The sequence below is a fragment of the Streptomyces sp. RLA012 genome (genome assembly GCF_056270325.1).
Genome location: NZ_JBWDPA010000002.1, coordinates 4,459,890 through 4,474,497 on the forward strand (window position 1 = coordinate 4,459,890; position 14,608 = coordinate 4,474,497).

The 14,608-nt window shown below is 71.7% G+C and carries 12 protein-coding genes and 1 pseudogene; 4 read left to right on the forward strand and 9 right to left on the reverse strand.

What is annotated here, in order from left to right; translation table 11 throughout:
• Positions 1-10: 10 nt before the first annotated feature.
• Positions 11-711, forward strand: a pseudogene (locus tag RV986_RS20135) (DUF4158 domain-containing protein); the annotation flags it as partial.
• Positions 712-828: 117 nt separating this feature from the next.
• Here RV986_RS20135 and RV986_RS20140 read toward each other — a convergent pair.
• Entirely contained in the window at positions 829-1,230 is a 402-nt protein-coding gene (locus RV986_RS20140; RefSeq protein ID WP_475918750.1) for a VOC family protein, read from the reverse strand.
• Positions 1,231-1,347: 117 nt separating this feature from the next.
• Positions 1,348-2,331 carry an aldo/keto reductase gene (locus tag RV986_RS20145; RefSeq protein WP_475924346.1) on the reverse strand — a complete coding sequence of 328 codons (984 nt, stop codon included), beginning with the start codon at positions 2,329-2,331 and terminating at the stop codon, positions 1,348-1,350.
• Between the two features lie 120 nt (positions 2,332-2,451).
• On the opposite strand from RV986_RS20145, the gene RV986_RS20150 reads away from it, so the two are divergent.
• From RV986_RS20150 to RV986_RS20160, 3 genes are all read left to right on the forward strand, one after another.
• Positions 2,452-3,030, forward strand: coding sequence for a TetR/AcrR family transcriptional regulator (locus tag RV986_RS20150; RefSeq protein ID WP_475918751.1), 579 nt, complete (start codon positions 2,452-2,454; stop codon positions 3,028-3,030).
• A 101-nt stretch (positions 3,031-3,131) separates the two neighbouring features.
• A complete protein-coding gene (locus RV986_RS20155; RefSeq protein ID WP_475918752.1) occupies positions 3,132-3,416 on the forward strand; it encodes a Scr1 family TA system antitoxin-like transcriptional regulator in 285 nt (94 codons plus the stop codon).
• A 14-nt stretch (positions 3,417-3,430) separates the two neighbouring features.
• Positions 3,431-3,685, forward strand: a complete 255-nt coding sequence (locus tag RV986_RS20160; RefSeq protein WP_475918753.1) for a DUF397 domain-containing protein — start codon at positions 3,431-3,433, stop codon at positions 3,683-3,685.
• Here RV986_RS20160 and RV986_RS20165 read toward each other — a convergent pair.
• The 7 genes from RV986_RS20165 to pstA all read right to left on the reverse strand — a co-directional run bounded on the left by RV986_RS20165 (position 3,618) and on the right by pstA (position 14,608).
• A complete protein-coding gene (locus RV986_RS20165; protein ID WP_475918754.1) occupies positions 3,618-4,448 on the reverse strand; it encodes a poly-gamma-glutamate hydrolase family protein in 831 nt (276 codons plus the stop codon). The two genes, RV986_RS20160 and RV986_RS20165, sit on opposite strands and share 68 nt — an antisense overlap.
• Positions 4,449-4,462: 14 nt before the next feature.
• On the reverse strand, positions 4,463-5,281 hold the full coding sequence (pstB, locus tag RV986_RS20170) for a phosphate ABC transporter ATP-binding protein PstB (RefSeq protein WP_475924347.1): 819 nt from the start codon (positions 5,279-5,281) through the stop codon (positions 4,463-4,465).
• Between the two features lie 143 nt (positions 5,282-5,424).
• Complete coding sequence (locus tag RV986_RS20175) at positions 5,425-6,333, reverse strand: sortase (RefSeq protein WP_475918755.1); 909 nt, start codon at positions 6,331-6,333, stop codon at positions 5,425-5,427.
• A gap of 153 nt (positions 6,334-6,486) precedes the next feature.
• Positions 6,487-8,490, reverse strand: a complete 2,004-nt coding sequence (locus RV986_RS20180; RefSeq protein WP_475918756.1) for an Ig-like domain repeat protein — start codon at positions 8,488-8,490, stop codon at positions 6,487-6,489.
• A 366-nt stretch (positions 8,491-8,856) separates the two neighbouring features.
• Positions 8,857-11,517, reverse strand: coding sequence for a hypothetical protein (locus RV986_RS20185; protein WP_475918757.1), 2,661 nt, complete (start codon positions 11,515-11,517; stop codon positions 8,857-8,859).
• A complete protein-coding gene (locus RV986_RS20190; RefSeq protein ID WP_475918758.1) occupies positions 11,514-13,289 on the reverse strand; it encodes a phosphate ABC transporter substrate-binding protein PstS in 1,776 nt (591 codons plus the stop codon). The genes RV986_RS20185 and RV986_RS20190 overlap by 4 nt, the downstream gene beginning before the upstream one ends.
• Positions 13,289-14,608 carry a phosphate ABC transporter permease PstA gene (pstA, locus tag RV986_RS20195; protein WP_475918759.1) on the reverse strand — a complete coding sequence of 440 codons (1,320 nt, stop codon included), beginning with the start codon at positions 14,606-14,608 and terminating at the stop codon, positions 13,289-13,291. Before pstA ends, RV986_RS20190 begins: the two co-directional genes overlap by 1 nt.

Here is a 14,608-nt window from a genome sequence, read left to right on the forward strand (position 1 = left end):
GCGAACGTCCCTGACACTTCTGGCCTGCGTACAGATAAAGGCCGAGGCGTACGGGACGTTCACCGCGGCGCCTACGCGCCCGGAGCTGGAGCGGTTCTTCTTCCTCGACGATGACGACCGCGATCTGATCGCGCTGCGGCGTACGGACACGCACCGCTTGGGCATGGCCTTGCAGATCTGCACGGTCCGCTACCTCGGTCGGTTCCTGGCCGGTGATCCGCCGGCGGTGCCGTGGGAGGTCGTGGAGTACCTGGCCGGGCAGCTAGGCATCGAGGACACGTCATGTGTGAGTACGGGCGGGCGTGGACGCACGCCGAGGGGCCGGTGGCGCTGTTCAACCACGCGGTGACGTGGCTGCGCAAGAACCGGGTGCTGCTGCCCGGGGTGTCGGTGCCGGCCCGGCAGGTGTCCGAGGCCCGTACGGCGGCCGAGCGGCGCCTGTACGAGGCGGTGGCCCGGGCGACCCGGCGGGCCGATCCCGCGCTCGCGCCGGCGCCGGCTCAGCTGCTCGAAGTACCGGGGGGCAGACGGGTCCCGGAGCTGGAGCGGCTGCGTACGCCGCCAGTGAAGACGACGGGCACCGCGATGGTGCGGGCCATGGAACGGGTGGAGGAGATCTCCGCGTTCGCGCTGGGGCGGGTGAACCTGTCGCGGGCGCCGGTGAACCGGCTCTCCGCGCCGGCCCGGCACGGGCAGTTGAGCAAGGCGCCCCCGAACGCCGTCACCGGCGAGTCGTCGGCCTTCTCCCGCCAGTGCTGGTGCCGTCGCCGTGAAGCGGGGGCAGGCCGGACCATCGCCGTCCGCCCAGGCCTGCGGAAAACCTCCAGGTCAGGGCTGCCCGTGGTAGGTGAACTCCAGGCTGTACCCATCGGGGTCGAGGACGTTGGCCGCGTAGTATCCGGGAGCGAAGTAGGGGCGCTCCCCAGGTGCACCGTTGTCGGTCGCCCCCGCTGCCATGGCCGCCGCGTACGCCGCGTCGACGACCTCTCTCGAGGGTGCGGTGAAGCCGACGTGCGCGGCGTGTCCCTGGCTGTCGCCTTCGCGCAGCCAGAACGTGAAGGCCGTGTCGGTGCCGAACCCTGCGAGGTCGCCGACCCACTCCGGGGCGGTTGAGCCGTCGAAGTCGAACACGTGGCGCATGCCCAGCGGCTTCAGCACCTGGCTGTAGAACTCGACTGAGCGTTCCCTGTCGCTCACCGTCAGGAAGACATGGTCGATCATTGTGCTCATCTCTTTCCGGAGGCCGAGGACGCCGCCTACACAAGCGTCCAGGACTGGTTGGATTGCTGCATCTCGGCCTCCCGGGAGGCCGAGCCGTGGCGGGCCGCCTGCCGGGAGGCCCCGTACTCACCCGTTGAGAAGCTGCATCTGGTCGGGGGTGTAGCGGTCGCCGGCGACGATCCCGTGCGGGGCGACCGCATCGATGGCGGCCATCTCTTGCGCGGTGATGGTTACGGCGGCAGCGGCGCTGTTCTCTTCCAGGTAGCGGCGGCGCTTGGTGCCAGGGATGGCGACCGCGCCCTGGTGCAGGACCCAGGCGAGGGCCAGCTGGGAGGGTGTGACCTTCTTGGCTGCGGCGATCCGGCGGACCTCGTCGACCACGGCCAGGTTGCGCCGGAAGTTCTCGCCCTGGAAGCGGGGGTCGATGCGGCGGTAGTCGTCGGCGGCGAAGTCGTCCGGGCTGGTGATCGCGCCGGAGAGGAAGCCGCGCCCCAGCGGCGCGTAGGCGACCAGGCCGATCCCGAGCTCGTTCAGGGTGGCCATGACCCCGTCCTGCTCGATGCCGCGCTCGAAGAGCGAGTACTCGGTCTGGACCGCGGTCAGCGGGTGGATGCGGTGGGCGCGGCGGATGGTCCCCGGCGAGGCTTCGGACAGGCCGATGTGGCGGACCTTGCCGGCGTCCACCAGCTCACCCATGGCGCCGACGGTCTCCTCGATCGGCACCTGCGGGTCGACCCTGTGCAGGTAGTAGAGATCGACGTGGTCGGTGTCCAGGTGGCGCAGGGAGCGGTCCAAGGCGCGGCGGATGTACTCGGGGCGCCCGTTGAGGCCGGTCACCGCACCGTCGTCGCCGATCTCGATTCCGGTCTTGGTGGCGATCACGGCCTGCTCGCGGCGGCCGGTGAGCGCCTTGCCGAGGAGCTGCTCGTTGGTGAAGGGGCCGTAGATCTCGGCAGTGTCGAACAGGGTCACGCCCAGTTCCAGGGCACGGTCGATGGTGGCCAGCGATTCGGCCTCGTCGGTGCCGCCGTAGAAGGCGCTCATCCCCATGAGGCCGAGTCCCTGGACGGAGACGGTGAGGCCCTGGCTGCCGAGCGTGCGGAGTTCCATCATTGATCTTCCTTGTGTCGAGGTCACCCAAGCCGTGGCAACCAACTGGATGGTTTCTATGGTGGAGCACGCCTTCACAGGTGTCAAACTAACTGGATGGTTACTTGCTAGAATGGCGGCATGGCCCGAGACTCCGCCGCGACCAAGGCACGCCTTCTGGACGCCGCCTCCGCCGAGTTCGCCGCGCACGGCCTGGCCGGCGCCCGGGTGGACCGCATCGCCGAGGCTGCCCATGCGAACAAGCAAAGGATCTACGCCTACTTCGGCAACAAGGAGCAGCTGTTCGACGCGGTGATCGAGCGGGTGCTGGCCGTGGGCACGGAAACCGTGCCCTTCGACGCCGAGGACCTCCCCGAAGTCGCGGGACAGATCTTCGACGACCTGGTCGCCCACCCCCACCTGATGCGGCTGCTCTTCTGGAAACTGCTGGAGCGCCCCGGCGCCACCGACCAGGAGGCCGCCACCTACACCGCAAAGACCACAGCCGTGGCGGCGGCCCAGGAGCAGGGCCGAGTCGATCCGGAGCTCGGCCCGGAGGACCTGGTGGCTTTCGTGCTGGCGCTGGCCCAAACCTGGTTCAGCCTCACAGGCGGCATGAGCCCGACCAGCGGAAGCGCCCCGTGGCCGGCGCAGCGACTGATCCAGCACCGCGCCGCCGTCGTCCACGCCGTACGGCAGATCACCACACCACGCGGATAGAGCAAGCAGCGGATCACTCAAGCCGGTTGCCCGAACTCGTGGGCGGAGCTGCCCGCCGCGGGGGTGCCCCGGACTGCCGTTTTCTGACGTGCTCCGGGGCCATGATGACCGCTCAGGAGCCGGCGGACGCCGCGGACGTGCTCGTCGCCGAGCCGCTCGTGCGCACCGAGATCAAAATCGGGTACGCCCGGGTGTCGACCGGCGGACAGAAACTAAAGCGGCAGCTCGACACCGTGCAGTTGGACACCGACCATGGGAGCGAATTCCTCGACGCCGCGGCGCAGTTGGAGCGATACGTCACGGTCCTCGACCGCCTCGAAAAGCTCGCGCTCTCCGCCGACGCCTCCCGCGACCTCATCCATCGCACAGCCGCCGCCCAGACCTGAAGGACCACGCCACCATGGCGGAACCCACCTGGCAGAAGTCCACGTACAGCTCGGAGGCCTCCTCCTGCGTCTACGTCGCCACCGTTGCCGACGGATCGATCCGGCTCCGGGAGAGCGACGAACCGGAGGTCGTCCTCACGGCCTCCCCCGCTCAGCTCGGTACGCTCATAGCCGCTGTGAAGGACGGCCGCGTATGCGGCCTCACCGCACCGGCTGGTCCGCCTCCACCCGGTCGATCGCCCTGCGTGCCGCTGTCACGAAGGTCCTGAAGGGCTCCAGCAGGTTGGTCGCCCGGTCGGCCACGGTGTTCTTCCCGGGGGTGAACATCGAGGCGCGCAGGGCCGTGGTGATCTCCAGCTGGGCGCCCATGCCGAGCAGGGTGCGGTTGCAGATGTTGTCCGGGGAGATGCCGGCGATCTCCTCCTCGCCGGACGCGGTCACCGCGCGGATGCCGGCCGCGGTGAACTCCTCCAGCAGGTACTGCCGGAAGGCCGGGTTGAGGCCGCCGATCAGGACCGCCTGTGCGCCGGACTCCAGACCCGCCTGCTCCGGGGAACAGCCGTGCAGGGACAGCGCGTTCAGGCTGCCGGCGCACAGCGAGCGGGCGATCGTGTCGTCGCAGTGGGTCGATGTGACGTGCAGGGCGCCGTTTCCGTTGCCGAGCAGCCCCTCGAACATCCAGAAGTCGTGCACCGGGCCGGCGGCGGGCGCGGGCGAGAGGTCGGACGGGGCGTAGCCGGCTACCGCCAGGCACAGCTCCGAGGTACCCCCTTCGATGCCGCCACCGTGCGGGGCGATGACGGTGGTCCGGACGAGGGGGGCGCGGCCGGTCCGGCTCTGGTCGTCGACGAGGTGCCGTCGGGACCTGCGGCACCAGTCCACGCCCTCGGTCCAGGTGGGGTCGGCGTACAGGGCGGTGTTCGAGGCCGGTTCGGCGGCCGTCGCGGGCGTGGCGGTCACGGCGGCCGAGACGGTGCCCAGGGCGGGCGCCGTCGCGAGCGCGGTGAGGAGAGTACGGCGTCTGATGATCACAGAAGCCGAGGATGTCAGCCGAAGCGGCCCGCCACATAGTCCGCCGTGCGCTGGTCCTCGGGCGTGCCGAAGATGTGCTCGGTGGCACCGTGCTCGACGATGCCGCCGGGGGTGCCCTGTTCGGCGAGGAAGAACGCGCACTGCTGGGAGACGCGGGCCGCCTGCTGCATGTTGTGGGTGACGATCACGACGGTCACCTGGCCCGCGAGTTCGTGGATGGTCTCCTCGACCCGGCGGGTGGACGTGGGGTCGAGCGCCGAGCACGGTTCGTCCATCAGCAGCACCCGGGGGCGTACGGCGAGGGCGCGGGCGATGCACAGGCGCTGCTGCTGACCACCCGAGAGCGCACCGCCGGGCTGGCGGAGCCGGTCCCGCACCTCCTTCCACAGGCCGGCCCTGGTCAGGCTCTCCTCGACCAGTTCGTCCTTCTCGCGGCGGTTCACCCGCGTACCGGTCAGGCGCAGGCCCGCCACGACGTTGTCGTAGATCGACATGGCGGGGAACGGGTTGGGCTTCTGGAAGACCATGCCGATGCGGCGCCGGGCGTCGGTCAGACGGCGCTGGGGGGCGTAGACGTCCTCGCCGTCGAAGAGCACCTCGCCGCCCATCGCGGCCGTGGGGATCAGTTCGTGCATCCGGTTGAGCGTGCGCAGGAAGGTCGACTTGCCGCAGCCGGAGGGGCCGATCAGCGCCGTGACCTGGCCCGCGGGCATGGTGAGGGAGACCTGCTCCAGCACCTGGTGGCTGCCGAACCAGGCCGAGACCGCACGGGCTTCGAGTGTCGCGGGAGCGGCGGTCCCCCGCGCGGTCCCGAGCGCCGCGACGGGCGGCAGGACGGCGGTGTCGGCCACCGCCGTCCCGACGGAAGCGGTAGCGGTAGCGGTAGCGGTCGTGGCGGTGGTCACCGCCGTATCGGGGGAAGCGGTCGCTTCGGTCACGTCGCACACCTCGTGGTGATCGTGGGTCTCGGGGAGGTTCACAGCAGGTTGGGCAGCAGTTCGGTGGTGCGGACGGCGACCTGGAGGCCCAGGACCGCGACGACCGGCGCGAACACGATCCACGTCTGGTGGCGGCCCCAGCGGTGCCAGGCCCAGACCGCGGCGACGGCGGCGGCCACCAGCGCCTGGAGCCACATCACCAGCGGCCACGGCACGCCGGAGGGGCGGGCCAGCGGCTGTTCGGACTGCGGGAGCGTGCCGGGGCGGATGACGGCCGCCGGGGTCTGGGCGGGCGTGGAGACCAGGTCGGCGTCGACGCGCAGGATTCCGCCGGGCATGAAGTCCGGGCCGGTGGCCGTGGCCAGCACCAGGCGGCCCTTGCCGGAGGCCACGGCGGCGGGCGCCGGGTCGCCGGCCCGTCGTACGCCGAGGACCTGGTACCTCGCCTTGCCCTGGCCGGTGGTCACGGTGAACGTGTCGCCCATGGCGAGCTCGTCGAGGCGGCCGAAGGGACCGCCGTACGCGGCCGCGCGGCCCATCAGCACGCTGGTGCCGGACTGCCCGGGCAGCGGGGTGTCCCGGCGGTGGCCGGGTCCGTCGGTGAGGACGGCGGAGTCGGTGCCCTCCAGGACGACCTGGTGGACGTGGACGGCGGGGATGTCGATGAGCGCGACCGGGGTGCCGGGCGCGAGCAGTTTGCCCGTCTGGTCGATCTGGGCCACCGGGGCGGTGCCGAGGGCCAGTTGGGTGCGCAGCGCGTCGTACGCGGCGTGCTGGGCGGCCCGCTCCTGGAGATCGCTGACGAGCAGCAGCTGCACGGTCAGGCCGAGCAGCAGCGCGGCCAGGGTGAGCAGGCCGCCCCGGGCGAGATGCCGGACGGCGGTGACGCCGCGAACGCCCAGCCGCGGCACGGGGGTTGCGAGCTTGGTCTGTACGGCGACCGTCACGGCGGCGCGTCTCCTTCGGGCGTGGATGCGGGATGTGGTCGTCGGCTTGCGGATACCGGCTTGCGGATACCGGCTCCTGATGCCTGGTTCCTGATGCCTGGTTCCTGCCGGGGCGGTGGCGGCCGCCCCGACAGGAAGTCGACTCGCCAGGGATCAGGTGGACTTGATGGTGAAGGTGACGCCGTTCTTCGAGTTCACCGTCGTGGAGCCCATGTAGGTCGCGTGCATGGTGTGCTTGCCACGGCCCAGCTTGGGCAGGGTGAGGGTCACCTTGCCGCCGCTGAGCGTGCCGGTGGCGATCACGCGGGAGCCCTCGTAGATGCGGACCGTGCCGGTCGGCGTGGTGCCGGTCGCGGTGACCTTCACGCCGACCTTGGCGCGGCTGTTGTGGCTGACCGAGGCGGGCGCGGTGGAGCCGATGGACGGGGCCGCCTTGGTGATCGTCAGCTTGGCGGTCGTCGAGGCGGCGTTGAGCTTGGTGCTGCCCCCGAACGACACCGACAGCGTGTGCGTGGCGACCTTGAGGTGGTTGGACAGGCCGATGGTGACCTTGCCGGACCGGTCCAGGGTGCCCGTGCCGAGCGTGGTGGTGCCGTCCTTGACGGTCACCTTGCCGCTCGGGACGACGCCGTGCGAACCGGTGACGGTGACGGCGACCTTCGGGGTCCTGCCGTACGCGGTCGTGGCGGCGGTGGCCTTCACGGCGCTGGTGTACTTGACGGCGCCGGTCCAGGAGGCCGCCTTGCCGTTGCCGTTGAGGTTGGCGGCGGCGACGGTGGCCGTGTAGGTGCCCAGGGCCAGGCCGGTGAAGCTGTACGACCGGGTGGTGGCCGAGACGTCCTTGACGGCCACGACGGCGCCGTCCGAACCGGTCAGCGTGACGCGGTAGTCGGTGACCGGGAGCGCGGGGGCCGGGTTGGGGGCGGTCCAGCTCAGCTTGAGGCTCGCGTCACCGGTGGTGGCCTTCAGGGCGGGCGCGGCGGGCGTGTTGATGTCGATGCTCGACACCTCAAGGCCGCCGGTCTTGGCGTGCCGGGCGGGGTTGACCGAGCCGTTGTACGACTCGTTCAGGAAGCCGAAGTCGGCGATGACCTTCTCGGCGGAGTCGGTGGCGAGGGCCGCCTCGTGGGTGCCGCTGGTGACGAAGACGTCGTACAGCGCCTTGTCGAAGAAGACGCCGGCGGGGTCGATGGCGCGGCTCGGGACGACGTTGTAGACGTCGCGGCCGAAGGTGACGTTCTCGTAGTAGTGGTTGACCGGGGTGAGCTGGCCGTCCACCGTCGTGACGGGGTTGGTGGCGCCGCCGGTGTCGCCGGGCAGCTTCACGCTCGCGAGGTGGGCGCCCGCAGCGATCGCGGTCTTGCTGTAGTCGGGGGCGATGCCGTTGTTCTGGGCGATCCAGCTGCCCACGGAGAACGGGACGAGCGCGCCGTCCTCGGTGAGCGCGGCGTTGGCCTGGTTCTCCTGGACGGTCGGGATCTCCGGGGAGACCGTGAGCTCGGTGAGGCCGATCACCGCGAGGAAGAACTTGCGGGTGCCGGAGCCGGCCTGCGGGAGGAAGGGGTGCAGGGTCTGGCCGTTCAGCTCCTTCAGGCGGTTGTCGCCGGAGGTGTAGATGTCGTGCAGCTGGTCGACCGTCAGCGTGTCCAGGGCCGAGCCGCGAACGGCGACGCCCACCGCGTCCCGGGCGAACGGGATGTAGGTGAGGGTGGTGCCGGAGGTGCTCGGGCCGCCGGAGGAGCGGGCGAAGTCGACCTGGCCCTTGATGGCGACACCGGTGGCGGGGTTGGGGAACTGGTCACCCGTCAGCGACATGCTGAGGGCGGCGCGGCCCGGGCCGGAGCCGTTGGGGCGCAGGAAGGCCGGACCGCCGGAGCGGGTCTGGATGGTGGAGGTGGCGGCGCCGGGTACGAACGCGTCGTACGAGGCGATGCCCGCGTCGCCCGCCTTCACGGCGGTGTCGGCGTAGCTCTTGCCGTTGACGATGTCACCGGCGAGGGCGTTGAGGACGTCCTGGGTGGTGTCGGAACCCACGCCGACGAGCTGGCGGAAGGTCCCGGCGGGGGTGGGGTCGGCGGAGGCCGGGCTCGCGAGAGCCAGCGTGCCGGACACCACGGCGGCGGCGACCATGGCCGCGGTGAGGCGCATTGTGCGCATCGAGGTTCTCCTGTGGTTGTGCGTCGGTTGAACGGCGGTTCTGCGTGGGTGGATCTGGCAGGGTGGGGGGTCAGGCCGTCCGCCCCGACTGCCTTTCGGGGCGGACGGCCGTCTGTGGGGAGCCCCGGCCCGGGCGGGCCTGGCTCCGTCGTCGTGCGGCATCGGGTCCGGCGGACCGGACTCCGTTACGGAACCCCGTTACGGAACCCCGTTACGGGACCCCGTTACGGGACCCCGTTACGGGACCTCGCTCCCCCGGACCGAACTCCCTGGCCGAGAGCCTCAGCCCGGCGGACCGGACTCCCCGGGTGGGGGTGGCTGTCTTGGGTGGCGGGAGTGTCGGGGCGGTGGGGGCGGGGCACCGGGTCAGTCCCGGCCGGGAGGCAGCAGCCTGCGCAGCCGCTCCGGGAGGGTGGGGGCGGGGATGCTCAGGACGCGGCCGCCGGGGAGCGGTACGCGCAGCGGGAAGCGGAGCCTGCCGCCGCCCGCGAAGGGCGCGCCCAGCCCGGCCACGGCACCGAGCGCGGCGCCGACCGGTACGGCGTAGCGGAGCGCGTTCGCGGGGTCGGCCGGTGTGGTGCCCTGTGCGGTGGTCGCGACGGCCTTGCCACCGTCGTACGAGGGCGCGCCGCTGGGCGTGGGGCTCGCGCTCCCGCCGCCGGACGCCGCAGCGCCGGAGTCGGCCGTGCCGCCGGTACCGCCGGTACCGCCGGTGCCGCCCCCGGTCGACGTACCGCCGGAGTCACCCGTGCCCCCCGTACCGCCGCTCGCTCCTGCGGAGGACCCGCCGGAGGATCCGCCGCCGGTGGCGGACGGCCCGGTGTAGTGGACGAGGGCGTCGGCGGCCGCGTCCGTCTTCGCGCGCTGCACGGTCGACAGCGGGGCGTAGCCGGCCGGGAGCCGGCCCGGGTCCGCGCCGCTGACCTGGCCTTTTCCGGCCGCGTATGTCAGCAGTGCCGCGTAGTCCTTGCGGGCGGCCGCGTCCAGCTCGGCCGGGCGCACCGCCGCGTACACCAGCTGCGCGAGCGGGTACGCGCCCTTCGCGGTGGCCTTGGCCGGGCTGATCTCGGCGGCGTGGGCACCGGACGCGGAGGCCGCGGCGGCGGTGAGGGACACGGTCGTGGGCGCGACGAACGTGCCCGCCGTGTTGCGCAGCCGCGCGGTCTGCAGGCCGTAGCGGGCGGCGGAGGCCGCGTCCGTGACCGTGATCACGAACCGGGAGCCCACCGTCTGCGGGCCGGGGCTCTTGTACGCGGGCGGGCTGGCCAGCGGGTCCCAGGTCGCCTTCCACAGGCTGTCGGCGCGCCGGGTGTGCAGGGCGCCGGCGTGCATGTCCGTCACATACGGATGGAAGTCGATCATGCACTGCTGGTTGTCCTTGGTGGCGCCGGAGTTCGGCGGAATCGTGCACCAGGGGTCGCTCTTGGGGTACGTGTCGGTGCTCGCCGGGTCGAAGACGAAACCGGTCGGGTTCAGGTCCGCGTTGGTGCTGAAGTACGGGTTGACGCGCATGCCCCAGTCGTCGGACACACCCGCGAGGAAGTTGCGGGCCGCCTTGTCGGAGACGATCCACTGCCAGACGGCGCGGGCCGAGTCGGTACGGCCGAGCGAGGTCAGCAGGTCGGTGTCGGTGGCCGGGGTCTCGGGGACCGACAGCTCCGCGAACTCGGGGTTGAGCGCGAGGAACTCGGGGTCGCTCGCGAGGCCCGCCGGGTTGCTCTTCGCCCAGTCGTAGCCCTTGGCGACGGTGGAGCCGAGGACGGCTCCCCAGGGGGAGTTGCGGTAGGACTCGGTGAGCAGCTTGGCGACCAGCCGGGGCGTGAGGTCGATGGAGTCGACCTTGGTTCCGGCGAGGCGGCGGGTCGCTTCGGAGGCTCCGGCCCTGGGTCTGCGTTCGATGGTGAAGCCGATGACGGTGCCCGAGAGCGCGGTGGGCGCGTAGACGGTGCTGTCCGTCGGGGCGGTCGTGCCGGGGTCCGCGCCGAGGGCGCGGGTGGTGAAGGCGAGCCCGGAGGAACCGTCGCCGGCGAGGCGGGAGCGGGTGTCGGGCTCGCCGAGCTCGGTGTAGCCGAACACCTTGCCGGTCGGGCACAGGGCCGCCTGCCAGCTGGTCATGGCGTCGGCGGCGAGTTCGCTGCCGGTGGTGGCGCGTTCGTCGGAGCCGAGGGCGCAGTTGGTGCCGACCGAGTTGAAGTCGAGCTTGACGGCGACGCGGTTCTTCCAGTTGGTGGAGGAGACCGGGGAGCCGGCGTTGACCTGGCTGGTGTCGGCGTACGGCTTGCCGTCGAGGTCGAGGTGGCCCTGCGGGACGATCACCAGCCAGCAGGAGCGCGGGGTCGTACGGCCGTCCGCCGTGACCGGGACGCCGCAGCCCAGGTGCGGGGCCTCGTTGGCGGTCTGCACCTCGAAGAACTCCTGGCCGGTGCCGCCGGCGCCGGTGCGGGCGAAGTCGACCTCGTTGGTGGTGTTGCGGCTGTACAGGGCGTTGTTCTGGGTGCCGGAGGTGATCAGCGTGCCGTCGACGGACTTGAAGGGCACCTCGCCCTGTCCGGAGACGCCGCCGGCGCCGTAGCGGTCGTCCTGGCCGTAGTTGCTGGGGTCGGCGCTGTAGAAGATCTTGCGGGTGTCGTCGTACTCGTTGCCCGGCCAGTTGCCCCGGTCGGTGGTCGGGGAGGCGCCGTACTGGCACTGGGTGCGCGACGGGCCGGGGTTGCCCGGGACGGTGCCGTCGTCGTCGCCCCAGCACTGCATGATCTGCACGAAGTCGGTGTTGAACAGCGTGCCCGCCAGGGCGGTCGGGGCGCCGCCGGTCCAGGAGACCGTGATCGCCTGGCTGGTGAGGTGCTTGGTCTGGCTGACCGTGAACCTCATGTCCTTGAACTCGCCGCGGCCGGCGACGGTGACGGCGGAGCCGGCCGTGCTGGCGGCGGTGGCGGACGGTGCGGCCTGGGCGACCGCGAGGCCGGCGAGGGCGCCCACGGCGGTGCCGGCGACGAGGCGCACCAGCAGGTTGCGTATGCGCTTCATCGCGCGCCCCCGTCCGTGAAGTTCTCGGTGTCGCCCTTACCGGGACCGCCGGGGCCGCCGGCGCGTCCGGCCATCGCCCGGGAGACGATGGACGGCAGGAGCAGCAGCCCGAGCACCAGGACCACGGCGAGCAGCATCAGCGTCTGGGTGCCGGTCCAGCCGCTGTGCCCGGCCACGGCGACCGGCTGGGCGAGGGCGATGGTGCCGTCCACGGCGGTGCCGCCGCCGGTGCCGGTGCCCGATCCGCCGGTGCCGGTGCCGGTGCCGGGCGCCAGGGTCTGCCCGGTGTCGGGGTCGACGGCGGGCTGGGCGCTGCCGCCCGCCGCGCCGCCTGCGCCTCCCGTGCCGCCGCCGCTGCCCGAACTCCCGCCACTCGTACCGCCGTTCGCGGAGCCGCCGGACGTGCCGCCGCCGCTCGTACCGCCCGTCGATCCCGAACCGCCGGAGCCGCCGCCCGTCTTGGCGCCGCCGCTGCCCGTGGTGCAGGCCGGGGCGCCCTTCTTGTCGCAGGCCGCCGGGTAGGGGGCGGTCTCGGCGAGCTTGTTGCGCCCGTCGGAGGAGAAGGTCGGGTTGTTGCAGCCCTTGATGTTGATGTTCTTGGCCTGCACGCCCGGGATCCGGCGGATCTGGTCGAAGCCCGCCTGGACCAGGTTGATGGGCAGCGGCGAGTAGCCGAGCTTGGGCATCTGCTGCTGGCCCTGGCACATGAAGTAGTACGAGAACGCGCCGAGCGTCTTGCCCTTGGTCTCCGTGAAGGTGCCCTGCACCCGCAGCGGCAGGATCATGTACGAGTAGCTGGAGAGCGGGTAGTTGCGCTTGTCGGTGTCGTTGTAGACGCCGTCGAGCTGCTGGGTGAGGTAGTCGGCGGAGCTCTTGTTCGTGTTGATCTTCGCCTTGAGGAGCGAGACGGCGACGTTCTTCGGGGTCGGCTCGGTGTAGTAGCCCGCGTGGTTGAGGATCTTGGCCACCGGATAGCCCTCGTTGAGGGCGTACGAGTAGTTGACGTAGCCGATGGCGCCCTCGCCGTAGTTCTGGGCGACGTAGCCCGCCACGCCCGGGTCGCCGGACTGGGCGATCATGCCGGGCACGGTCGGGTAGTACGAGGTCTGCCCGCAGGCCCCGGAGCGGCCGACCTTGCGGCAGTAGGCCTTCCACAGCGACGGGTGCTGGGCGGCCATCCACATCGTGAACTGGGCGGTGGAGCCCGAGCCGTCGGATCGGACGACGGGGACGACGGGGCGGTGCGGCAGCTGGAGCCCCGGGTTGTCGGCCTTGATCACCGGGTCGTCCCAGGTCTTGACGACGCCGGTGAAGATCTTGGTGAGGACGTCTCCGGAAAGGCGGAGGTTGGTGACCCTCTTGCCGTTGACGGTCAGGTGGTACATGAAGGAGGTGCCGCCGGCCACGATCGGCATGTACGCGTAGCTGCCGGCCGAGGGGCGTTCGGCGGCCGAGCCGTCGGTCGGGTGGGTCTGGAACGGGATGTCCGAGACCGCGAAGTCGACGGTGCCGCTGAGGAATTGCCGGCGGCCGTCGGAGGAGCCGCCGCCGGCGTAGCTGATCCGCATGCCGTACTGGTTGACGGCCTTGCGCCACTGGTCGATGGCGTTCTCGGCCCAGGTGGAGCCGGCCCCGGCGACCGGGGTGTAGCTCTCGGCCGCGGCGGGGGCCGCCGCGGGTCCGGCCAGCAGCCCGGCGATCACGCCGAACAGAGCGCCGAGGGTCGCAAGGGCGCGCAGGCGCCCGAGGACGGTAGGGAGGTGGCTGCGCATCAGTCGTTCTCTCCGGGGGCGGTGGGGGCGGCTGTGGCGGACGCTTCGGTACGGGGAAGGGCCTTGGACAGGGACGGGCCGGGGGCGTCCTCGAACAGGGACAGGCCGGGGGCGTGCAGTTCGTCGAAGCGCGCCATGTCCTGCCGTGAGGCGCGGGCGGTGCGGCGGGCCTGGCGCTTGGTCTGGTGGCCGGGGCCGCGGCCACCGATCACCCGGGCGATCACGAACAGCACCAGGACCAGGGCCATGAGGACGGCCGCCGCCCCGAAGCCGCGGGCGATCATGGTCGGCTGGGGCGACTTGACGAAGTTGAAGACGGCCAGCGGCAGGGAGACCATCGGCCCGCTGACGGGGTCGGTGTTGAGCGCCGCCGTGAAGCCCGCGGTCAGCAGGACCGGCGAGGTCTCGCCGATACCGCGCGCGGTGCCGAGGATGACGGCCGTGGCGAGGCCGGAGCGTGCGGTGGGCAGGATCACGTGCCAGACGGTGCGCCAGCGGGGTGCGCCGAGCGCCTCCGCCGCCTCGGTGAGCGTGCCCGGCACCAGGCGCAGCACCACGTCCGACGCGCGGATCACGATCGGCAGCATCATCACGCTGATCGCGAACCCGGCCGCGAGGCCCGACTTCTGCATGCCGAGTCCGAGGATCCAGACGGCGAACACCATCAGGCCGGCCACGATCGACGGCAGCGCGGTCATCGCCTCGACGATGGTGCGGACGAAGCGGGAGAAGCGGCCCGGGATCTGGTTCAGGTACACGGCGCAGGCGAGACCCAGCGGCACGGTGATCGCCAGCGCGATGGCGGTCATGATGAGGGTGCCGGCCATCGCGTGGGCGATGCCGCCGTTGGTCAGCGGGTCGAGCGGGCCCGCGGCCTGCATGTCCTGGGTGAAGAAGTTGCCGTGCGGCAGCGCCTCCCGGCCGCGCCAGGCGGTGAAGCCGACGACCAGGGCGAGCGCGGTGAACATCAGCGTGGCCGCGGTCCACAGCACGACGGTCATGACCCGGTCGCGTACGGCCTGCCGGTCTTCTTCGAATCCTGTCAACACCGCGTAGATCGCGAGGAAGAGCAGGTAGGCGGTGAGGGTAAAGCCCAACGCGCCGGAGAACGGGGCGAGTTCGCCGTACAGCAGGATCGTCACGCACAGCCCGGAGGCGGCGGCGCCGGTGAGCGACAGCACGCCGGAGCGGCTGACGCCGCCGATGCGGCGCGGCCGGTCGGGGGGCAGGGCGGGCCCCGGCGCGGCGGTCTCCGCGGCCGGGACGGGCTGCTCCGCCACGAGGTTGTCTGCTACGAGGTTCTCTTCTACGACGGTCAT

What these genes read in the sequence shown, in the direction of transcription:
- RV986_RS20140 (WP_475918750.1), bottom strand. Translation starts at nt 1,230, where the DNA reads ATGAGCACAATGATCGACCATGTCTTCCTGACGGTGAGCGACAGGGAA.
- RV986_RS20180 (WP_475918756.1), bottom strand. Translation starts at nt 8,490, where the DNA reads ATGCGCACAATGCGCCTCACCGCGGCCATGGTCGCCGCCGCCGTGGTG.
- RV986_RS20145 (WP_475924346.1), bottom strand. Translation starts at nt 2,331, where the DNA reads ATGGAACTCCGCACGCTCGGCAGCCAGGGCCTCACCGTCTCCGTCCAG.
- RV986_RS20155 (WP_475918752.1), top strand. Translation starts at nt 3,132, where the DNA reads ATGATGACCGCTCAGGAGCCGGCGGACGCCGCGGACGTGCTCGTCGCC.
- RV986_RS20150 (WP_475918751.1), top strand. Translation starts at nt 2,452, where the DNA reads ATGGCCCGAGACTCCGCCGCGACCAAGGCACGCCTTCTGGACGCCGCC.
- RV986_RS20185 (WP_475918757.1), bottom strand. Translation starts at nt 11,517, where the DNA reads ATGAAGCGCATACGCAACCTGCTGGTGCGCCTCGTCGCCGGCACCGCC.
- RV986_RS20160 (WP_475918753.1), top strand. Translation starts at nt 3,431, where the DNA reads ATGGCGGAACCCACCTGGCAGAAGTCCACGTACAGCTCGGAGGCCTCC.
- RV986_RS20190 (WP_475918758.1), bottom strand. Translation starts at nt 13,289, where the DNA reads ATGCGCAGCCACCTCCCTACCGTCCTCGGGCGCCTGCGCGCCCTTGCG.
- pstA (WP_475918759.1), bottom strand. Translation starts at nt 14,608, where the DNA reads ATGACCGTCGTAGAAGAGAACCTCGTAGCAGACAACCTCGTGGCGGAG.